This window comes from Marinobacter pelagius (assembly GCF_900114925.1).
Lineage (GTDB): Bacteria > Pseudomonadota > Gammaproteobacteria > Pseudomonadales > Oleiphilaceae > Marinobacter > Marinobacter pelagius.
This window is the reverse complement of the sequence record NZ_FOUR01000002.1, coordinates 1-21,124: the sequence shown is the minus strand read 5'-3', so window position 1 is coordinate 21,124 and position 21,124 is coordinate 1. Positions and strand designations below refer to the sequence as shown.

The 21,124-nt window shown below is 59.7% G+C and carries 15 protein-coding genes and 1 pseudogene; 9 read left to right on the top strand and 7 right to left on the bottom strand.

Annotated features, from left to right (window positions below; all coding sequences use genetic code 11):
* Positions 1–92: 92 nt before the first annotated feature.
* From BM254_RS04255 to cobA, 9 genes and pseudogenes are all read left to right on the top strand, one after another.
* Complete coding sequence (locus BM254_RS04255) at positions 93–770, top strand: SPOR domain-containing protein (protein ID WP_091999268.1); 678 nt, start codon at positions 93–95, stop codon at positions 768–770.
* 91 nt (positions 771–861) lie between these two features.
* A complete protein-coding gene (locus tag BM254_RS04250; RefSeq protein WP_091999264.1) occupies positions 862–1,440 on the top strand; it encodes a CvpA family protein in 579 nt (192 codons plus the stop codon).
* Positions 1,441–1,474: 34 nt separating this feature from the next.
* Positions 1,475–2,998 (top strand): amidophosphoribosyltransferase, encoded by a 1,524-nt coding sequence (gene purF, locus BM254_RS04245; RefSeq protein ID WP_091999259.1) that lies wholly within the window; start codon positions 1,475–1,477, stop codon positions 2,996–2,998.
* Positions 2,999–3,028: 30 nt separating this feature from the next.
* Positions 3,029–4,252: an O-succinylhomoserine sulfhydrylase gene (locus BM254_RS04240; protein ID WP_091999256.1), complete on the top strand. Its 1,224-nt coding sequence runs from the start codon at positions 3,029–3,031 to the stop codon at positions 4,250–4,252.
* 24 nt (positions 4,253–4,276) lie between these two features.
* Positions 4,277–6,862, top strand: coding sequence for a DNA translocase FtsK (locus BM254_RS04235; protein WP_091999253.1), 2,586 nt, complete (start codon positions 4,277–4,279; stop codon positions 6,860–6,862).
* Positions 6,863–6,921: 59 nt separating this feature from the next.
* Positions 6,922–7,536, top strand: coding sequence for an outer membrane lipoprotein periplasmic chaperone LolA (gene lolA, locus BM254_RS04230; RefSeq protein ID WP_245777384.1), 615 nt, complete (start codon positions 6,922–6,924; stop codon positions 7,534–7,536).
* The gene (locus BM254_RS04225; RefSeq protein WP_091999250.1) at positions 7,536–8,873 is read left to right on the top strand and encodes a replication-associated recombination protein A; all 1,338 of its coding nucleotides are present in this window, start codon (positions 7,536–7,538) and stop codon (positions 8,871–8,873) included. Before lolA ends, BM254_RS04225 begins: the two co-directional genes overlap by 1 nt.
* 85 nt (positions 8,874–8,958) lie before the next feature.
* A complete protein-coding gene (serS, locus tag BM254_RS04220) occupies positions 8,959–10,233 on the top strand; it encodes a serine--tRNA ligase (RefSeq protein ID WP_091999247.1) in 1,275 nt (424 codons plus the stop codon).
* Between the two features lie 101 nt (positions 10,234–10,334).
* Positions 10,335–11,087, top strand: a pseudogene (gene cobA, locus BM254_RS04215) (uroporphyrinogen-III C-methyltransferase); the annotation flags it as partial.
* 69 nt (positions 11,088–11,156) lie between these two features.
* Here the strand turns inward: cobA and BM254_RS04210 are convergent.
* From BM254_RS04210 to BM254_RS04180, 7 genes are all read right to left on the bottom strand, one after another.
* Positions 11,157–12,233 carry a 3-deoxy-7-phosphoheptulonate synthase gene (locus BM254_RS04210; RefSeq protein WP_091999241.1) on the bottom strand — a complete coding sequence of 359 codons (1,077 nt, stop codon included), beginning with the start codon at positions 12,231–12,233 and terminating at the stop codon, positions 11,157–11,159.
* Between the two features lie 245 nt (positions 12,234–12,478).
* Positions 12,479–13,264: an enoyl-ACP reductase FabI gene (locus BM254_RS04205; RefSeq protein ID WP_091999238.1), complete on the bottom strand. Its 786-nt coding sequence runs from the start codon at positions 13,262–13,264 to the stop codon at positions 12,479–12,481.
* Between the two features lie 65 nt (positions 13,265–13,329).
* Entirely contained in the window at positions 13,330–14,946 is a 1,617-nt protein-coding gene (locus BM254_RS04200; RefSeq protein ID WP_091999235.1) for an ABC transporter ATP-binding protein, read from the bottom strand.
* A 1-nt stretch (position 14,947) separates the two neighbouring features.
* Positions 14,948–15,970, bottom strand: a complete 1,023-nt coding sequence (locus BM254_RS04195; protein WP_091999232.1) for an ABC transporter permease — start codon at positions 15,968–15,970, stop codon at positions 14,948–14,950.
* A gap of 2 nt (positions 15,971–15,972) precedes the next feature.
* Positions 15,973–17,058, bottom strand: a complete 1,086-nt coding sequence (locus tag BM254_RS04190) for a microcin C ABC transporter permease YejB (protein WP_091999230.1) — start codon at positions 17,056–17,058, stop codon at positions 15,973–15,975.
* Between the two features lie 46 nt (positions 17,059–17,104).
* Positions 17,105–18,928 (bottom strand): extracellular solute-binding protein, encoded by a 1,824-nt coding sequence (locus BM254_RS04185; RefSeq protein WP_091999227.1) that lies wholly within the window; start codon positions 18,926–18,928, stop codon positions 17,105–17,107.
* 7 nt (positions 18,929–18,935) lie between these two features.
* Positions 18,936–20,630: a LysM peptidoglycan-binding domain-containing protein gene (locus tag BM254_RS04180; RefSeq protein WP_091999224.1), complete on the bottom strand. Its 1,695-nt coding sequence runs from the start codon at positions 20,628–20,630 to the stop codon at positions 18,936–18,938.
* Positions 20,631–21,124 lie beyond the last annotated feature (494 nt).

Below are 21,124 nucleotides of genomic sequence, written 5' to 3'. Positions count from 1 at the left end.
GGCAGGTGTTCCGGCTTTGAGTTATCGGAAACAGCCGTTTAGTATCGGCGATAGCAGTAAACTGTAAAGGAACGGTTAACGGGAGTGGCAGCGTGGACGGACTGAAACAAAGGATCATCGGGGCACTGGTTCTCGTGTCTCTGGCGGTTATCTTTGTGCCAATGATTTTCGATGAGCCTCATTCCGAGCGCACCTCCACGCCCATCCAGATTCCGGAAGAGCCGCCGTTCCCGGAAGTGAACGCCCCGTCGGAGGAGATTCCTGAGGCGCCCGTTTATGAAATCGAGGAGCCTGCACCGGCTGATGCAACCTCGCAGGTTGAAGAGCCCGCACCAACGGCGCCCGCCGAGTCCGAGCAGTCAGCAGGTTATCGGGTCATCGAGGATGAGGAAGCAGTTTCGGAGTCACAGCCGGCAACGGATGACAGTTCTACCGAGAGCGCTGCGGCCGATCAGCAGGTCCAAAACACCGCTGATACTCAGCCCGCCGCGTCCGAAGAACCGGAGAGCGCAGAATATTCCCGCTCCCTTGAAGGTGCCTGGGTGGTCCAGTTGGGCAGTTTCGGTAACCCGGACAATGCCCGCCGACTCAGGGACCAGGTCCGGGAAAAGGGTTACGGCTCCCATCTTCAGGAGCTGACCCGCGATGACACGGTGCTGACACGTGTGTTCAGTGGTCCCTTTGCCAGCAAATCGGAAGCCGAGGCTGCCAAGCGAGTGCTGGACGACGCGTTCAAGCTGAACAGTCTGGTCACCGAGGGTGATAAATAACGTGTTGACACCGGATTATGAGCGTCGTGCAGTTTGGTGGCGCTGCGATTCCTGATAGAATTCGCGCTTTCTTTTCTCTGCCGGGTTTTTCATGGAATCGCTGATCTGGATTGACTGGGTCATTATTGTCCTCATTGCGGTTTCCACGCTGATCAGTCTCAAGCGTGGATTCGTCAAGGAAGCCCTGTCACTGGTCACCTGGATTGCCGCTTTCATCCTGGCCAGGACTTTCCACCCGCAGATGCAAACCCTTTTGGAGAGCACCGTCGAGACGCCACTTGTGCGTCTGATTGCGGCGTTCGCCATCCTGTTCTTTGGTACCCTGATTGTCGGAGCCATCATCAATAACATGATCGGCCACCTGGTTCGTGTCACCGGGCTATCGGCAACGGACCGGGTACTCGGCATGGGCTTCGGCCTGCTCCGGGGCGTGGTTGTAGTGATTGTCGGGATTGCCTTCACCCGTTACACCCCGCTGGCCCAGGACACCTGGTGGCGGGAGTCTGTGATGATCGACAGACTCGCCGTGGTGGAGGACTGGTCACGGCGCACGTTCGGTGATGAATTCGCCCGTTTTCTGGAGCCAGCAGGGGAGGGCGAGGCCCGACCGGAAGCTCCGGAGGCAAGTCAGGGAAAAGAAGACGTGGAACCCAGGTCCGCGTCCCGTTAACATTCAGTATTAACACTCGGAGAAGATCCTATCCATGTGTGGCATTGTCGGCATCGTCAGTACTTCCAACGTCAATCAGTCGCTCTATGATGCGCTGACTGTACTTCAGCACCGGGGCCAGGACGCGGCGGGCATTGTTACCTTTCAGGACGAGCGGTTTTACCTGCGCAAGGACAACGGCTTGGTCCGGGATGTCTTCCACACCCGTCACATGCGCCGCCTTGTCGGTAATGTCGGGATCGGCCATGTGCGCTATCCCACCGCCGGCACCTCCAGTTCTGCCGAGGCCCAGCCGTTCTACGTCAACAGTCCTTACGGCATCACCCTGGCCCACAATGGCAACCTGACCAACGCCGATGAGCTGGCCCGGGATCTCTTCCGCACCGACCTTCGCCATATCAACACCAATTCCGATTCGGAAGTACTGCTCAACGTGTTCGCCCACGAGTTGCAGAAGCTGGGCAAGCTGACGCCGACCAAGGATGAGATCTTTTACGCGGTCAAGGCGGTGCACAAGCGTTGCCGGGGCGCCTATGCGGTGATTGCCATGATTACCGGTTACGGGATTATCGGGTTCCGTGACCCGAACGGCATTCGCCCGGCCTGTTACGGGGTGCGCGAAACCGAGGATGGTGGCAAGGAATACATGATTGCCTCCGAGAGCGTGGCGTTGAGCGCCGCAGGCTTCAAGCTGGTCCGGGACATTGCGCCGGGCGAGGCGGTCTATATCGAGACCGATGGCACCCTCTACACCCAGCAGTGCGCCGATGAGGCTCACCTTTATCCCTGCATTTTCGAGCACGTCTACTTTGCCCGCCCGGACTCGATCATCGACAAGGTCTCCGTCTACAAGGCCCGGCTGCGCATGGGTGAGACTCTGGCGGAAAAGGTTATGCGGGAGCGCCCGGATCACGACATTGACGTGGTCATCCCGATCCCGGACACCAGCCGGACCTCGGCCATGCAGATGGCCCACCGCCTTGGCGTCAAGTTCCGTGAAGGGTTCATCAAGAACCGCTATATCGGCCGGACCTTCATCATGCCGGGCCAGAAGATGCGGAAGAAATCCGTTCGCCAGAAGCTGAACCCGATCGATCTGGAGTTCCGGGGCAAGAACGTGATGCTGGTGGATGATTCCATCGTCCGCGGCACCACCTGTAAGGAAATCGTGCAGATGGCCCGGGATGCCGGCGCCAGGAACGTCTATTTTGCCTCCGCGGCGCCTCCTGTGCGTTATCCGAATGTGTACGGCATCGATATGCCGTCTGCCAGCGAGCTGATCGCCCACGATCGCACCATCGAGGAAATCCGGGAGCTGATCGGCGCCGACTGGCTGCTGTACCAGGATCTGGAAGATCTGATTACCTGCGTCAGTGATGTGAACGACCAGATTGAAGGTTGGGAATGTTCGGTCTTTACCGGCAATTACGTCACCGGTGATGTGGATCGGGCCTACCTGGACAAGCTTGAGGATCTCCGGAAGGATGAGTCGCGCAACAAGTCCGGCGGCGATTCATCCGATAACGGTATTATCGATCTTCACAACGATGACGACTGATTGTCCGGAAACCCTGGCCAGGAGACGCCCATGACCTTTCGCAGAGAAGAAACCGTTCAGATTCCGGAATCGGATCTCGAAGGTATGTCCGTGGATACCCTGGCCGTGAGGGCAGGGCAGCTTCGCACGGACCAGCTGGAGCACAGCGACGCAATTTTTCCAACCTCAAGCTTCGTCTATGGCAGTGCCGCCCAGGCGGCCGCGCGATTTGGCGGCGAGGAACCCGGTAACATCTACTCCCGGTTCACCAACCCGACTGTGCAGGCCTTCGAGGGTCGCATCGCAGCCATGGAAGGTGGCGAGCGCGCCGTGGCCACGGCGTCCGGCATGGCGGCCATCCTCAGCACCTGTATTTCACTGCTCAAGAGCGGTGACCACGTCATTTGTTCCCGGGGTGTGTTCGGAACCACGAACGTGCTATTCCAGAAGTATCTGGCCCGGTTCGGGGTGGAGACTACCTTCGTCAGCCTGACCAATTACGAGGAATGGCAGCAGGCCATTCGCCCGGAAACACGAATGCTGTTCCTGGAAACCCCGTCCAACCCCCTGTGTGAAGTGGCGGATCTGGCGGAGTTGTCCAGGCTTGCCAAGGCCAGTGATGCGCTGCTGGTGGTGGATAACTGCTTCTGCACACCGGTGCTTCAGCGGCCGCTGGAGCTCGGCGCGGACATTGTCATCCATTCCGCCACCAAGTACCTGGACGGTCAGGGCCGTTGTGTTGGCGGCGTGGTGGTTGGTTCTGAGAAGCTGATGGAAGAGGTTTACGGTTTCCTCCGGTCTGCCGGGCCGACCATGAGTCCGTTCAATGCCTGGGTTTTTCATAAGGGTCTGGAAACGTTACCAATCCGTATGCGCGCCCATTGCGACAATGCGTTAGAGTTGGCATTGTGGCTGGAGCAGCAAAATGCAGTGGAATCCGTGTATTACGCGGGTCTGCAGAGCCATCCCCAGCATGAGTTGGCAAAGAAGCAGCAAAAAGGCTTCGGCGGGGTACTTTCGTTCCGCGTCAAAGGTGGTCGCGACGAAGCCTGGCGTTTCATCGATGCCACGCGGATGATCTCCATTACTGCCAACCTTGGGGATGTGAAAACAACGATTACCCATCCGGCAACCACAACTCATGGCCGCCTGTCGCCAGAGGACAAGGATCATGCAGGTATTACCGAAAACCTGATCCGATTGTCGGTCGGCATTGAGGACGTCGAGGATCTGAAAACAGATCTGATGCGAGGCTTCGACGCCCTGGGCAGTTAAAGTAACGGACACGTCAGAGCATTCATGGCCGAAACCGCAAAAGCTAAGAAAGCATCCCCGGAACTTACGGAAAAGCAGCAGCGTTTTCGCCGTCTTGCCGCACAGGGCGCGCGCGAGGGCGCGGTAATTGCGCTGATTGCCCTGGCGATCTACCTCGCCATGGCCCTGGTTACCTTTACTTCAAGTGACCCGGGCTGGGCAAGCATCGGGCACGACACCTCCGTGCGCAACTACGCCGGCCGCACAGGTGCATGGCTGGCCAGCCTGTTCATGGATTTCTTTGGCCATATGGCCTATCTCTTCCCGGTGATGATTGCCGGCTATGCGATCATGCTGATCCGTCGCCGCAATGAGTCACTGGACCTGCACTGGCCGCTCTTCCTGATGCGTTTTGGCGGCTTCCTCCTGATTCTGTTGTCGTCGACCAGCCTGCTGTCCCTGTATTCGGTTTTCGGGCTTGGCGTGTCTTCCGGCGGTGTGCTGGGCACGGCGGTGTCCGAAGCGATGGTGCGGTTCTTCAACCTGCCGGCTACAACACTACTGCTGATCGCGATCTTCCTGTTCGCGCTCACGGTGTCCACGGGCCTGTCCTGGTTCTGGCTGATGGACCAGGTGGGCAGTCTGACCCTGCGCTCCGGACAATTCCTCAAAGGCCTGTTCACCTCCAGCGGCGACAAGCCGGCGAAGCCGAAGGCCGAGCAGAAAGCGCCGGAGGCTCCGAAGAAAGAACCACCCATCGTGAATGACCGGGTTGAAAGCAAAAGCGGGCCTGCCGGCGGCAAGAAGCGCCGTTGGTGGCACCGTTTGCCGGGCCTGGGGCCCCGCAAGCAGAAGCCCGCCGCAGCGGCCCAGCGTAAGGAACCGGGTCTCGACGGCCTGAGTGCCTCCGAACCGGCCGAGCCGGCGCGACTGGAGAATTTCAGTGCACGGGACGGAGGCGATAAGCCCGAACCCCGGGCCAAGGCGGCAAAAGCGGAGGCGCAGCCTCAGCCTCAGCCGGCCTCCCGATCCTTCAAGATCTCCCCGTTCAAGAAAGAGGACCAGTCGAAGGCGGAAAACGGCAAGAAGCCGGGGCAGGGGTCCCTGCTGGAAGATATCGAAAGCCCGATTCCTCCGCTGACTCTGCTGGACCCCCCCGAGGAGCACAAGGAGAAAGGCTACTCCGAGGAATCCCTGGAGCACATGTCCCGTCTGCTTGAAGAGAAGCTGGCAGATTTTGGTGTCTCCGTAGAGGTGGTCGAGGTCAATCCGGGCCCGGTGATCACCCGGTTTGAAATCAAGCCCGCTCCTGGCGTGAAAGTGAGCAAGATTTCCAACCTGGCCAAGGACCTTGCGCGTTCCCTCGCAGTGCTCAGCGTACGGGTGGTGGAAGTCATTCCCGGCAAGTCCGTAGTGGGTATCGAGATTCCGAACGAGGAGCGGGAAATGGTTCGCCTCTCCGAGGTGCTCGGTGCCCGTGTATTCAAGGAAAGCTCCTCGCCACTGACCCTGGCCCTGGGTAACGATATCGGTGGTAACCCGGTGGTCGCCAACCTGGCCAAGATGCCGCACCTGCTGGTGGCCGGTACCACCGGTTCCGGTAAGTCCGTGGGGGTCAACGCGATGCTCCTGAGCATGCTGCTCAAGGCGACCCCGGAGGAAGTACGGTTCATCATGGTGGATCCGAAGATGCTGGAACTCAGCATCTATGACGGGATTCCCCATCTGCTGGCCCCGGTAGTGACGGACATGAAGGAGGCGGCCAACGCCCTTCGCTGGTGCGTGGCCGAGATGGAACGCCGCTACAAGCTGATGGCCAACCTCGGGGTCCGGAACATTGCCGGTTATAACCGCAAGATCAAGGATGCCCAGGCCGCCGGTGAGCCTATCCTGGATCCGCTGTGGAAGCCGGACGAATACCTCGAAAATGACGAGGAGAACCGTCCCGACCTGGAAACCCTACCGTTCATCGTCGTCGTCATCGACGAGTTCGCCGACATGATGATGATCGTCGGCAAGAAGGTGGAGGAGCTGATTGCCCGTATCGCCCAGAAAGCCCGGGCCGCGGGTATCCACCTGATCCTTGCCACCCAGCGCCCGTCCGTGGATGTGATTACCGGTCTGATCAAGGCCAATATCCCCACCCGGATGTCGTTCCAGGTGTCGTCCAAGATCGATTCCCGGACCGTGCTGGACCAGGGCGGTGCGGAGCAGCTGCTGGGTCACGGTGACATGCTTTACCTGCCGCCGGGCTCTGGCCTGCCGGTGCGCGTTCATGGCGCCTTTGTGGATGACGACGAGGTCCACCGGGTGGTCAGCGCCTGGAAAGCCCGCGGGGAACCAGTGTACGTGGATGACGTTCTAAATGGCGCGGAAGGCGAGAGTCTGCCGGGCGTGCCGAGCCTTAGCGAAGGTGGCGGGGACAGCGAAGGCGATTCCTTGTATGACGAGGCGGTGGCGTTTGTCACGGAAGGCCGGCGGGTATCGATTTCCTCGGTACAGCGTAAATTCAAGATTGGCTATAACCGGGCCGCGAACCTGGTGGAAGCCATGGAGGCGTCGGGAGTGGTAAGCCCCGCCGGGCATAACGGTGCCCGTGAGGTGCTGGCCCCGCCGCCCCCCAGAGACTAGGAGTTAACCTAATGACGGTACGCCAGATGAAAGTCGCGTTTGGCCTGATGATCGGGCTGATGTTCAGTTCGGGCACAGTGGCGGCTGAGGAGAGCAATGCGCAGAGTCGCGAGGCTGCGACCGAGCTTGCTTCAATTCTCAAGAGTTATGAGTCCTACCAGGCAAACTTCATCCAGATTGTGGTGAACGAAAACGGTAGCCGCGTTCAGGAAACCCAGGGTGAACTCAAGGCCAAGCGTCCCGGACTGTTCTACTGGGAAACCAGTGCACCCCTGCCGCAGTTTATCGTCAGTAACGGGGAAACCGTGGAGGTCTACGATCCGGACCTCGAGCAGGTCACCATCCATAAACTGGATGACCGGGTGCAGACCACGCCGGCTCTGCTGCTCAGTGGCGAGGTGGACAACCTGGATGAAACCTACCAGGTGTCACAGCGTCGGATCGGCGAGCGTACCCGGGAGTTCACTCTGGAGCCCCGTAGTCCGGATTCCCTGTTTATTTCCCTGCGCCTGAGTTTCTTCGATGGTGAGCTGCAGGAGATGAGGATGGAGGATTCCCTTTCCCAGCTCAGCATCCTGAGCTTCGACGACATCCGGTTGAATGAAACCGTCGATGCCAGCGCCTTTACTCTGGAGTATCCCGACGGCGTGGATATTATCCGGGACGGAGCCTGATGCAGGACAGCCTTTTCGATGAGCCGGCGGGATTCCAGCCCCTGGCTGCGCGGATGCGGCCAAGGAATCTGGACGAGTATGTCGGCCAGGCCCACCTGGTAGGCCCCGGCAAACCGCTTCGGCGGGCCGTAGAGCAGGGCCAGTTGCATTCCATGATCCTCTGGGGCCCTCCCGGAGTGGGCAAGACCACCTTTGCCCAGTTGCTGGCGAACGTGGGCAACCTCAGTTTTGAAACCATTTCGGCGGTGCTGAGCGGCGTGAAGGAAATCCGCGCCGTGGTTGAGCGGGCACGGAACCGCAAGCAGAGCGAAGGGCGAGATACCCTGTTGTTTGTGGATGAGGTTCACCGTTTCAACAAGAGCCAGCAGGACGCCTTCCTGCCTCATATCGAAGATGGCACCTTCATCTTCGTGGGTGCCACCACCGAAAACCCCTCCTTCGAGCTGAACAGCGCCTTGCTGTCACGCACCCGGGTGTATGTGCTCAAGAACCTGGAAGAGCCCGATATCCTGGTTTTGCTGAAACGGGCACTGAGCTCCGAACAGGGTTTCGCCGGAAGGCTCGCGGTTCCCGACCGTGTGCTGGAGCTGATGGCCTCGGCCTCCGGTGGTGATGCCCGCCGCGCGTTGAATATCCTGGAAGTGGCTGCTGACCTGGCCGAGCCGGGAGAGAATGGCACCGATACCATCACCGAATCGGTACTCGAGCAGGTGATGCAGACCAGCCTGCGCCGCTTCGACAAGGGTGGCGATGTCTTTTACGACCAGATCTCGGCCTTGCACAAGTCCGTGCGTGGCTCGGATCCGGACGGTTCGCTGTACTGGCTGTGCCGGATGCTCGATGGGGGCTGCGACCCGCTGTATGTGGCCCGGCGACTGGTACGCATTGCCAGCGAGGATATCGGCAACGCCGATCCCAGGGCGCTTCAGCTGAGCATGGATGCCTGGGATGCCCAGGAACGGCTGGGATCCCCCGAAGGGGAACTGGCCCTGGCCCAGGCGGTCACCTACCTGGCCCTGTCGCCCAAGAGCAATGCGGTCTACAAGGCGTTCAACCAGTGCATGGCCGATATCCGGCAGGACCCGGACTACGAGGTGCCCCCGCACCTGCGCAATGCGCCAACCAAGCTGCTGAAATCCATGGGCCACGGAGACAGTTACCGTTACGCCCATGATGAGCCGGAGGCCTTTGCTGCCGGAGAGTCCTACCTGCCTGAAGCCATTCATTCCCGTCGGTACTACCAGCCGGTAAACCGCGGACTGGAGATCAAGCTGGCTGAAAAACGCCAGCGCCTGGATGCCCGCAACGCCGAAAGCCCCAACAAGCGTTATTCCTGAGGCCGTACGGTGGTCACCGCCGACTGTGCAGGTATAATGGCCTGTCATTCAACTCATCACGCAAACCGGAAGAATCAGGACTACCATGCTCGATCCCAAACGCGTCCGTACCCAGACAGAAGAGATCGCCCGCCGGCTGGCTATCAAGAATTTCGAATTCGATATCGCCACCTTCGAGCAACTGGAAGAGCGCCGTCGTGCCCTTCAGGTGCGTACGGAAACGTTGCAGAGCGAGCAGAACAAGCGGTCCAAATCCATCGGCAAGGCCAAGGCGGCCGGCGAGGATATCCAGCCGCTGCTGGAGGAAGTGGACAGCTTGAAGAAGCAGCGTTCCGAGGCCGAGGACGAGCTGCGTGGCCTGCAGGAAGAGCTCAATGCATTCCTGGCCGGAATTCCCAACCTTCCGGACGAAGATGTGCCCGCCGGCGCTTCCGAGGAAGACAACGTCGAGACGCGCACCTGGGGAGAACCCAGGAGCTTCGATTTCGAACCGAAGGACCACGTCACTCTCGGTGAAAACCTCAAGGGCCTGGACTTTGAAACCGCATCCCGGCTGGCCCATTCCCGCTTTGCAGTGATGCGCGGTCCGATTGCCCGCCTGCATCGGGCCCTGGCCCAGTTCATGCTGGACCTACACACCGGTGAGCACGGCTACACCGAGGCCTACGTGCCGTACCTGGTCAATGCGGACACCCTGTACGGAACCGGGCAGCTTCCGAAATTCGAGGAAGACCTGTTCAAGACCGAGGGTGAGAATCCGCTGTACCTGATTCCGACCGCCGAGGTGCCGGCTACCAACCTGGTATCCGATACTATCCTCGATGCAGAAGAGCTTCCGCTGCAGCTGGTTTGCCATACGCCATGTTTCCGCAGTGAGGCCGGCTCCTATGGCCGTGATACCCGGGGCATGATTCGCCAGCACCAGTTCGACAAGGTGGAGCTGGTACACGTGGTGCGCCCGTCTGAATCCGAGGCTGCCCTGGAGGCGCTTACCGGCCACGCCGAGAAGGTCCTGCAGCTGCTGGAACTGCCGTACCGTGTGGTAACCCTGTGTGGTGGCGACATGGGTTTCTCTGCCGCCAAGACCTACGATCTGGAAGTCTGGCTGCCGGGCCAGAGCAAATACCGGGAAATCTCCTCCTGTTCCAATACGCGGGATTTCCAGGCACGGCGTATGCACGCACGCTGGCGTAATCCGGAAACCGGCAAGCCTGAGCCGGTTCATACCCTGAACGGCTCCGGTCTTGCGGTTGGTCGCGCCTTGATTGCGGTGATGGAGAACTACCAGCAGGAGGACGGCAGCATTGTGGTACCGGAGGTTCTTCGGTCCTACATGGGAGGCATTGAAAGGATCCAATGAGTGATCAACCCGCACCAGCACCCGGGGAGGGCATAACCGCAAGGCCTGCACCAATTCGGTACAGGGCCAATCCGGTCACCGACAACCCGAACAATTCCGCGGGTGAGGTGGCCCTGGTCGGTGCCGGTCCGGGAGATCCGGAGTTGCTGACGCTGAAAGCCTGGCGCCTGATCAGTTCGGCGGAGGTGGTGCTCTACGATCGTCTGGTCTCGCCGGAGATCCTGTCGCTGATTCCGGACGCCGCGGAAAAGATCCACGTGGGCAAGCAGCGGTCGAACCACGCCTTGCCCCAGGAGCAGATCAACCAGCGCCTGGTGGAACTGGCGCGAAAGGGCCTCAAGGTGGTACGGCTCAAGGGCGGCGACCCGTTCATCTTCGGTCGGGGCGGAGAGGAAATCGAAACCCTGGCTGAAGCCGGGGTCCGGTTCCAGGTGGTTCCCGGTATCACCGCCGCTTCCGGGTGTGCGGCCTACGCCGGTATTCCCCTGACACACCGGGATTACGCACAGTCAGTGCGTTTTATCACCGGCCATCTGAAGAATGACAGCTGCGATCTCCCCTGGAACGACTTCGTCCAGAACAACCAGACCCTGGTATTCTATATGGGGCTGGTGGGCCTGCCCATCATATCCCGGCAGTTGATGGAGCACGGGATGGCTCCGGACATGCCGGTGGCCCTGGTGTCAAAGGGCACTACTCCGGAACAGCACGTGGTGACCGGCACACTGGAGACGATTGTCAGCCGCGTGGATGCCGAACAGGTGAGGGCGCCCACACTGGTAATCATCGGTCAGGTGGTGTCGCTTCGGGATAAACTGGACTGGGTGGCAGGCTTGCCCGGTGGCGGCCTCTGAATTCAGGGAACTCGGGCCCGGATATAAAAACGGGGAGCTGTCAGCTCCCCGTTTTTGTTGATGCCGTTTTTAACCGGCCTTGCGCTTGGGCAGCACATCCTTGAGCTTATCACGCATCTCGCGGATAGCCTTTTCGGTGGTCGGCCAGTCGATGCAGGCGTCGGTCACGGAAACGCCATACTTCAGGTCGGCGAGGTTTTCCGGGATGGACTGGTTGCCCCAGTTGATATTGCTCTCAACCATCAGGCCCTGGATAGAGGTGTTGCCTTCCAGGATCTGGTGGGTGATGTCCTGCAGCACCAGCGGCTGGATCGCGGGATCCTTGCTGGAGTTGGCATGGCTGCAATCCACCATGATGGATTTGCGCAGGCCGGCCTTCTCCAGGGCCTGCTCGCACAGCGCCACGCTTACGGAATCGTAGTTGGGCTTGCCGCCACCACCACGGAGCACCACATGGCCGTAGTTGTTGCCCTTGGTCCGGATAATGGCAACCTTGCCCTGCTGGTCAATGCCCAGGAAGCTGTGGGGATGGGAGACGGATTTCATGGCGTTCACGGCCACATCGAGGCTGCCGTCGGTGCCGTTCTTGAAACCGATCGCCATGGACAGGCCGCTGCTCATTTCCCGGTGGGTCTGGGATTCGGTGGTGCGGGCACCGATGGCCGACCAGGCGATGGTATCCTGCAGGTACTGCGGGGAGATCGGATCCAGAGCCTCGGTCGCAGCCGGCAGGCCGAGCTCGTTGATATCAAGCAGCAGCCGGCGACCGATGTGCAGGCCCTGCTCGATGTCGAAGGTGTCGTTCAGGTGCGGGTCGTTGATCAGGCCCTTCCAGCCAACGGTGGTGCGGGGCTTTTCGAAATAGACGCGCATGACGATCAGGAGGGTATCGCTGACTTCGTCTGCCAGCTTTTTCAGGCGCTGGGCATAGTCGCGGGCGGCTTCCACGTCATGGATGGAGCAGGGGCCCACAACCACAAACAGGCGGTGGTCCTTGCCGTCCATGATGTCGTAGATGGCCTGACGGCTATTGGCAACGGTTTCCGCCGCCTTGTCTGACAGTGGCATTTCGTTCTTGAGCGCTTCCGGCGTAATCAGCGTTTCGGTGCTGGCCACATTCAGATCTTCTAGTTTCTTACCCGACATGTTGTTCTGTTTCCCCGGTTCTGATCGACATATCCCTCGGAACTGAGACCGGCTCACAAGAGGAATACCTGGCTAACGTGAATATCGTCGGGAGCCTTCTACGGCAAGCCCCGGCGAGTTGTTTATACTGCGTTATTTGAGGGGCCTTTTCAACGCTTGGAGGCCCCTGCCTGTCGCGGGTTCCGGCAGCCCGGATACAAAAAAACCGGCACCATCGGCGCCGGTTTTTCGGAATTACCCGGGGATCACTCCTCGAGTTCACCCATGCCGGTAATGTTGAAACCGCCATCAACGTACATGATCTCGCCGGTGATACCACTGGCCAGGTCGGAGCTCAGGAAGGCGGCGGCGTTGCCAACTTCCTCGGTGGTCACGTTACGGCGCAGCGGGGCGCGCTTCGCGTTCTCGGCGAGCATCCGACGGAAGCTGGCGATGCCGGAGGCAGCCAGGGTCTTGATCGGACCGGCGGAGATGCCGTTCACCCGGATGCCTTCCTTGCCGAGGCTCGCGGCCATGTAACGAACGTTGGCTTCCAGCGACGCCTTGGCCAGGCCCATCACGTTGTAGTTCTGCAGCACGCGCTCGGCGCCGAGGTAGCTCAGGGTCAACAGGGAGCTGCCCTCGTGCATCATCTTGCGCGCGCCCTTGGCCAGGGCGACAAAGCTGTAGGAGCTGATGTCGTGGGCGATCTTGAAGCCTTCACGGGTGGTGACGTCGACATAGTTACCGTTCAGCTCGTGGGCCGGGGCATAACCGACAGCGTGGATGATGATGTCGATGTTGTCCCAGTGCTTGTTCAGCTCGGTGAAGACGTTCTCGATTTCTTCGTCGCTGGCGACATCGCAGGGGAAGGTCAGCTTGCTGCCCCACTGGTCCGCGAACTTCTCGACCCGGGACTGGAGCTTTTCGTTCTGGTAGGTGAAGGCCAGTTCGGCGCCTTCACGGGCGAAGGATTCAGCGATACCGTAAGCGATCGAGTGTTTGCTGGCTACGCCAACGATCAGTGCTTTCTTGCCACTGAGCATTCCCATGGGTGTGTCTCCCTGTGTTCCTGATTTTCGAGCATTATCCCCGACAGTGCTGCCGGGAGTAACGCTCAATTGGTCGTAGTGGTGGATTCATTGGTGGTCTGGTAGAACAGTGCCGCGCTGAGCAGTTCCTGGGTATACCGCTGCTTTGGCGCGTGGAATATGTCAGCAGCATCACCGTACTCCACAATCTCGCCATGCTGGAGCACCAGCAGCTTGTGGCTCAAAGCGCGGACCACCGCCAGATCATGACTGATGAAGATATAGCTTAGACCATAACGGGACTGGATATCCCGCAACAGCTGGATAACCTGTTTCTGGACTGTGCGGTCCAGGGCCGAAGTGGGTTCATCGAGAATGATCAGGTCCGGCTGCAGAACCAGGGCCCGGGCAATGGCAATGCGCTGACGCTGGCCGCCGGAGAATTCGTGCGGGTAGCGGTGCCTGGCTTCCGGATCCAGCCCCACGTCCTTGAGAGCGCGGATCACTTGCTGCTCATGGGTATCCTTGCCTTCGGGGTCGTGGATTTCCAGGCCTTCGCCCACGATCTCCGCAATGGACATTCGCGGGCTGAGACTGCCAAAGGGATCCTGGAAGACAATCTGGATACGTTTCCGGTAGGGCCGGAACTCCTTCTGGGTCAGGCCCGAGAGTTCCTCGCCACCCAGGCGGAACCGGCCGGTACTGGCGGTGAGCTTCAGCAGGGCATGGCCGATGGTGGTTTTGCCGCTACCACTTTCGCCAACGATTCCGAGAGTCTGACCTTTGGGTAGTTCGAAACTGGCCTGTTGCACAGCCTGGAAATACTCCCGGACCTTGCCGAACAGGGATTTTTTGATCGGAAAGCGGACATCCAGGTCGTTCACGCTGAGCAGGATTCCCCCTTCTTCCTGAGCCGGCAGTGGCGCTTCGGGGGGCTCGGCATCCAGAAGTTTTCGGGTATAGCCGTGCTCCGGATTCTCGAACAGCCGGGTTGTTTCCGCTTCCTCCACCAACCGACCCTGTTCCATGACGACTACCCGGTCGGCGTAGCGCCGGACAATGCTCAGATCGTGGGTGATCAGCAGGATAGCCATGCCGAGCTTTTTCTGGAGGCTCTTGAGCAGTTCCAGGACCTGTTTCTGGACCGTGACATCCAGTGCGGTCGTGGGCTCATCGGCGATCAGCAGGTCCGGCTCGTTGGCCAGGGCCATGGCGATCATCACCCGCTGTTTCTGGCCGCCCGAAAGCTGATGCGGGTAGCTCTTGAGCCGCGATTCGGGGTTCTTGATGCCGACCAGTTCCAATAATTCGATCGTCCGTTCCCGCGCCTGCGTCTCCCGCATACCCTTGTGCAACTCCAGGGTTTCACCGATCTGTTTCTCTACCGTGTGGAGCGGGTTGAGAGAGGTCATGGGTTCCTGGAAAATCATGCCGATTTCCCGCCCACGGATCTGGCGCAGCCGTTTGTCACTTGCGCGGAGCAGGTTCTCGCCCCGGAAATGGATTTCGCCCGAGGGATAACTGGCATGCCTGGCATCCAGCAGGCGCAGCACCGAGAGCGCCGAGATGGACTTGCCGGAGCCGCTTTCCCCCACCAGGGCAACGGTCTGCCCCTCGCGCACCGAGAAGGACAGGTCCTCCACCACCGGCGGCGCCTGGTCAAACGAGATGGAAAGGTTGGAAATCTGCAGCAGATCGCTCATATCAACTCTTTCTGGGGTCAAAGGCATCGCGGACCGCTTCACCCACAAACACCAGCAGGGTCAGCATCACCGAGAGGGATACGAAGGCAGAAATACCAAGCCATGGGGCGTGCAGGTTGGCCTTGCCCTGGGCAATCAGTTCACCCAGGGACGGGGAGCCGGAAGGCAGCCCGAAACCCAGGAAATCCAGCGAGGTGAGGCCGGTGATTGCGCCGGTCAGGATGAAGGGCAGGAACGTGAGCGTCGCCACCATGGCATTGGGCAGGATATGCCGGAACATGATCTTGCGGTTTTCCAGGCCCAGCGCCCGGGCGGCCCGGACATACTCGAAGTTACGGGCCCGCAGGAATTCCGCCCGCACCACGTCCACCAGTCCCATCCAGCTGAACAGCAGCATGATGCCCAGCAACCACCAGAAATTGGGCTGGACGATACTGGACAGGATGATCAGCAGGTACAGCACCGGCAGTCCTGACCACACCTCGATAAAACGCTGACCGAGCAGATCCACTTTGCCGCCGTAGTAGCCCTGAATGGCGCCGACCACCACGCCGACAACGCAGCTGGCCAGGGTCAGGGTCAGGCCGAACAGCACCGAAATCCGGAAGCCATAGATAACCCGAGCGGCCACGTCCCGGCCCTGGTCATCGGTGCCGAGCCAGTTCTCGGGGCTCGGCGGCGCCGGTGAGGGGATTTCCAGGTCGTAGTTGATGGTGTCATAGCTGAACCGGATCGGCGGCCAGACCATCCAGCCATTGTCCAGGATCTCCTCCGCAATAAAGGGATCCCGGTAATCGGCCTCGGTGGGCAGGAAGCCACCAAAGGTTTCTTCGGGCACTGACTCCACTACCGGAAAATACAGTTCCTCATTGTAGGAAACGACCAGGGGCCGGTCGTTGGCGATGACCTCGGCGACCAGCGACAACCCGAACAGCACCAGGAAAACCCACAGTGACCAGTATCCCCGGCGGTTATTCCGGAAATTGCGCAGGCGCCGTTGCTGGATCGGAGTCAGGGGTTTCATGCTCACGCGCCCTCCCGACTCTCGAAATCGATGCGCGGGTCCACCAACACGTAAGTGATGTCGCTGATCAGTTTCAGGATCAACCCCATCAGGGTGAAGATGTAGAGGGTACCGAAGATCACCGGATAATCCCGGTTGAGCGCCGCCTCGAAGCCCAGCAGGCCAAGGCCGTCCAGGGAAAAGATGACCTCGATCAGCAGCGAGCCGGTAAAGAACAGGGCGACCAGTACGCCGGGCAGGCTGGCGATCACGATCAGCATGGCGTTGCGGAACACATGGCCATACAGAACCTGCTTCTCATCCAGACCCTTGGCCCGGGCCGTCACCACATATTGTTTGCTGATCTCGTCCAGGAACGAGTTCTTGGTGAGCAGGGTCAGGGTAGCAAAACCGCCAATGACGTTGGCCGTCACCGGCAGGGCCAGGTGCCAGAAGTAGTCGCCGATCTGCTGGTACCAGGTCAGTTCATCGAAGTTGGAGGAGGTCAGTCCCCGCAGGGGAAACCAGTCAAAATAACTGCCGCCGGCGAACAGGACGATCAGCAGGATCGCAAACAGGAAGCCGGGGATGGCATATCCGATAACGATGGCCGAGCTGCTCCAGACATCGAAGCGAGATCCGTCGGTCACTGCTTTACGGATGCCCAGGGGAATGGATATGAAATAGATGATCAGGGTGGACCAGAGCCCCAGCGAGATCGACACCGGCATCTTGTCCAGAATGAGGTCGATGACGCTGCGTTCCCGGAAGAAGGAGTCTCCGAAATCAAAGGTGGCGTAGTCGCCGAGCATCTTGAAGAAACGTTCGTGGGCCGGTTTGTCGAAGCCGTACATGACTTCGATTTCCTTCAGGAGCTCTTCGGGAATGCCCCGGGAGCTGCGACTGTCACCGGAGCCAGAGGCAACTTCGCCACCGGTATCGCCGCCGGCGGCCCGGGCCAGGGCACTGCTGCCGTGGCCTTCCATTTCCGCGATGAGCTGTTCAACCGGCCCGCCCGGTGCTGCCTGAACAATCACAAAGTTGAGCAGCATGATCCCGATCAGCGTCGGAATGATCAGCGCCAGGCGTCTGAGGATGTATATACCCATCTAGCGGAGGATTCCTTCCGTTACTGCTTGGGTCATGGATACTGGATCAGGGTTTTACCCACCAGTTGTTCAGGTCGATGCCGTTCTTCGGTGTGACCTCCGGGCGCTCCAATTGGTTCCAGTAGGCCACACGGTCCTTGCGCAGATGCCAGTGGGGAATCACGTAGTGGCCGTGGAGCAGGACGCGGTCCAGGGCTCTTACCCGCTGCACCAGCTCTTCCCGGTTCGGTGCCTGGATGACCATGTTCACCAGCTCATCAACCACCGGGTCCTGAATTCCCATGTAGTTCCGGGAGCCATTGACGTTGGCGGTGGAGGAGTGCCAGTACTCCCGTTGTTCGTTACCCGGGGAATCAGACTGGGGCAAGACCTGGGTGATCATATCGTAGTCGAATTGCCGTACGCGCTGGATGTACTGGTTGCTGTCGACCAGGCGAACCGTCACCTCGATGCCCAGCTTGGCGAGGTTGTTCTTGAAAGGCAGGACTATGCGCTCGAAGCTTTTCTGGAACAGCAGAATCTCGAAGGCGAGGGGCTCTCCGGTTTCCGTGTGCACCATCTTGCCATCCTTGATGGCGTACCCGGCCGAGCGCAGCAGCTGCAATGCGGTACGGAGATTCTCGCGAAGGCCCTGCTGGCCCTCGGTCATGGGAGGTGTGTATTCCTCGGTGAAAACATCCTCACTCAACCGGTCTCGGTACCGGTTGAGGATTTCCAGCTCGCGGGCCTCGGGCAGGCCATCGGAAGCCAGATCGCTGTTCTCGAAATAGCTGGAGGTACGGGTGTATTGGCCGAAGAACAGATTCTTGTTGGCCCATTCGAAGTCAAAGCCGTAGGCAAGCGCTTCGCGCACCTTGGGATCGCTGAAGATGGATTTGCGTGTGTTGAACACGAATCCCTGCATTCCGGACGGGCGATGGTGCTCGATGGCTTCCTTGATGACCGAGCCGTTCTCGAACATCGGGCCGGTATACGCCGTTGCCCAGTTCTTGGCGGAGGATTCCAGGCGGAAATCAAAGTTACCCGCCTTGAAGGCCTCCAGGGCGACGGTATCGTCCGTGTAGTAATCGTAGCGAATTTGCTCGAAGTTGAAGCGGCCCTTGCGCACGCCGAGATCTTTCGCCCAGTAATCGTCTATGCGCTGGTAGGTGATCGAACGACCTGCCTCGAAATCGCCAATACGGTAGGGACCGCTGCCAACGGGAGGGGTAAGGCCGTTTTCTCCGAATTCGCGATCCGCCCAGTAATGGGCCGGTAGAATGGGCATCTGCCCGAGAATCAGAGGCAGCTCATGGTTCGCAGTTTCACCGAAATTGAAGCGTACCCGCCTCGGGCTCTCGACGACAACCTCCTGCACATCCGCGTAATAGTTCCGGTAGAACGGGTGACCCTTGGTGGTCAGGATTTCGAAGGAAAACTTTACGTCCTCTGCGGTGATGGGCTCACCGTCGCTGAAGCGGGCCTCCTCGCGCAGGTTGTAGACCACGTAGCTCCGGTCTTCCGGGGTCTCCAGGGATTCGGCAATCAGTCCATAGGCGGAGAAAGGCTCGTCATCGGAGGATTCGAGCAGGGTATCGTAGAGGTAGGTGCTGATGCCTGCTGCTGCGACACCCCGAATATCGAAGGGATTGAACGAGTCAAAGCCATTGGCCACTACGGCCATCTTCAGGGTCCCGCCCTTGGGCGCGTCCGGATTGACATAGTCGAAGCTGGAAAACCCCTCCGGGTACTTCGGTTCGCCGTGCATGGCAATGCCATGTTGCGGCTGGAGGCTCTCCGCTTCGTCGGCGGCCTGGGTTACCGGGGCCGCCATCAGGGTCAGTGCTGCAGTGATGGACGTAAGGTACGAGGCTTTCCGTGTTCTTGTCATAGTTCGCTTACGGACTGTTACGAATGTCCACGTAGAGTACCAGACTTTGTCCGGGTTGCAGATAACGTGATTTATTCAGATCGTTCCAGCTCGCGATGTCATTCACGTTCACGGAGAAACGGTTGGCAATGGCGTACAGAGAGTCACCCTTCCGAACCCGGTAACCCACTTTGCGGACCATGGCCTTGCCCCGGGCACTGTTGGATGCCAGTACCGTCGGCTGACTGGTCTTGGACCAGATCACCAGCTGCTTGCCCGGGATCAGCGGATCACCCGGGGCCATCCCGTTCCAGGCCGCCACTTCCCGGACAGACACCCGGTGCTCCCGGGCAATATCCCAGAAGGTGTCGCCACGGCGTACGGTGTATTGGACCCGGTTACCATCGCGCTTGCGCTCCTGTTTACGCTCCAGGCGCTGGGAGGCACTGAGTGCATAGGCATCCGAACCACGGGAAGCGGAGGGGATAAGAATGTTCTGACCAATGCGGATCAGATCCGAGTTGAGCTTGTTGACCTGCCGGATCACCGAAGTTGTGGTGTTGAACTTGCGGGCAATGGTGATCAGGCTGTCGCCGGACCGGACACTGTAGTTCTGCCAGGAAACCCGCTGGTCAACCGGGAAGTTCGCCAGTGCTGTGCGGAATTTCTCGGCGTTGTCGACCGGGACCAGCAACCGGTGTGGGCCGTCCGGATTGGTGGCCCAGCGGTTGTAGGACGGGTTCAGCAGATAGATCTCGTCAATATCAACGCCCGCGAGCTCAGCCGCCTGGGCCAGATCCAGCTGAGAGCCGGTCTCGACCACTTCAAAATAGGGGGTATCCTTCAGCGGAGGCAGCTTCACGCCATACTCCTCCGGCTTGTCGAAGATCTTGGCGAGGGCAATCAGCTTGGGAACATAGTGCCGGGTCTCCCGTGGCAGTTGCAGAGACCAGAAGTCCGTCGGCCGGTTGGCATTACGGTTGCGCCGCATGGCGCTGGAGACCGTACCGCCACCACTGTTGTAGGCGGCAAGCGCCAGAGTGTAATCGCCGTCGAATCGCTCGGTCAGACGCTCAAGGTAGCGCAGGGCTGCGTCGGTGGCGGCGACGATGTCACGACGGTCGTCATGCCACCAGCTCTGGGTCAGACCGAAGTACTTGCCTGTAGAAGGAATGAACTGCCAGATTCCCGCAGCGCGGCCGTGGGAGTATGCGAACGGGTCAAAAGCACTTTCCACCACCGGCAGCAACGCAAACTCCGACGGCAGCCCGCGCTTCTCGGTCTCGTTGAGTATGTAATGCAGGTAACGGCTGCCCCGGTCAACGACCCGGTCAATGTATTTCGGGTGGCTCGCATACCAGTTGAGCTGATCCCGGACCCGCTCATTGTCCACGTCGTGATCCAGAGCAAAGCCCTGGCGCATGCGGTTCCAGAGATCCAGTTCCTTCTTCCCGTCATCGGCTTGCTGCTCGGGGTTATCCAGCTTCTCCCGGGCATCCCGCACGGTGGCCTGAAGATCCGCTGCGATGGCGTCATCCAGGGGGTCATCGGCGGTGGCATCAGCGGCCTTGCCGGATTCCACGGCATCTTTCAGGTCTTCATCGCCGGTGGCGACGGTAACCTGATCGGATTCCAGTGGATCGCTGGTCGGGGAGAAAAAGGTGGAACAACCGGTGGTCAGTGCACCGGCCAGCAGTAAAAAGGAAAATCGGTTGACCGACATAGGCAATTCCGGATCAGGGCTTTGGTCAGATCATACCTTGGAAAATCTGACCGGATGAATGGGTTGGGTCACAAAAGTGAAACCGATTCTATGAGAGCGGTTTTCCGGGGGTCAAGAAACGGCTCGTTACGATGAGGATAGGGAATGTGAAAATGGGGTCACCCATTAGCCAGCCGTAGTCAACAGGCAATACCAATCCACCACAACCGCCGGTTGTGGTGGCTCCTCCCTTCCAATACGCACCCGTTGTTCTCAGTGGTGGTTGCGGACTGATCCGCACCAGACACCCATCAGGATCAAGACCGCTGGTCGCGAACAGCGAGGCGGCCCCTGGCCGAAGCCCCAGAAAACCGTCGGTGCCTGATCGTGTCCAAGTGGATACAGATGTCGTGGTTTGCCAACGTGTGGCACCAGTCTCTTGATGGTTCACGACCAGGGCGCATCAGTGCACCTTTGGTGCTTGGGAGAATGGGCGGGGACTCATTCAGATTTCT

Bases quoted from the DNA above. Each gene is read 5' to 3' on its own strand.
- purF (WP_091999259.1), top strand. From the start codon at position 1,475: ATGTGTGGCATTGTCGGCATCGTCAGTACTTCCAACGTCAATCAGTCG.
- BM254_RS04205 (WP_091999238.1), bottom strand. From the start codon at position 13,264: ATGGGAATGCTCAGTGGCAAGAAAGCACTGATCGTTGGCGTAGCCAGC.
- BM254_RS04225 (WP_091999250.1), top strand. From the start codon at position 7,536: ATGCAGGACAGCCTTTTCGATGAGCCGGCGGGATTCCAGCCCCTGGCT.
- BM254_RS04210 (WP_091999241.1), bottom strand. From the start codon at position 12,233: ATGTCGGGTAAGAAACTAGAAGATCTGAATGTGGCCAGCACCGAAACG.
- BM254_RS04200 (WP_091999235.1), bottom strand. From the start codon at position 14,946: ATGAGCGATCTGCTGCAGATTTCCAACCTTTCCATCTCGTTTGACCAG.
- BM254_RS04250 (WP_091999264.1), top strand. From the start codon at position 862: ATGGAATCGCTGATCTGGATTGACTGGGTCATTATTGTCCTCATTGCG.
- BM254_RS04240 (WP_091999256.1), top strand. From the start codon at position 3,029: ATGACCTTTCGCAGAGAAGAAACCGTTCAGATTCCGGAATCGGATCTC.
- BM254_RS04235 (WP_091999253.1), top strand. From the start codon at position 4,277: ATGGCCGAAACCGCAAAAGCTAAGAAAGCATCCCCGGAACTTACGGAA.
- BM254_RS04180 (WP_091999224.1), bottom strand. From the start codon at position 20,630: ATGTCGGTCAACCGATTTTCCTTTTTACTGCTGGCCGGTGCACTGACC.
- BM254_RS04185 (WP_091999227.1), bottom strand. From the start codon at position 18,928: ATGACAAGAACACGGAAAGCCTCGTACCTTACGTCCATCACTGCAGCA.
- lolA (WP_245777384.1), top strand. From the start codon at position 6,922: ATGTTCAGTTCGGGCACAGTGGCGGCTGAGGAGAGCAATGCGCAGAGT.
- BM254_RS04195 (WP_091999232.1), bottom strand. From the start codon at position 15,970: ATGAAACCCCTGACTCCGATCCAGCAACGGCGCCTGCGCAATTTCCGG.
- BM254_RS04190 (WP_091999230.1), bottom strand. From the start codon at position 17,058: ATGGGTATATACATCCTCAGACGCCTGGCGCTGATCATTCCGACGCTG.
- serS (WP_091999247.1), top strand. From the start codon at position 8,959: ATGCTCGATCCCAAACGCGTCCGTACCCAGACAGAAGAGATCGCCCGC.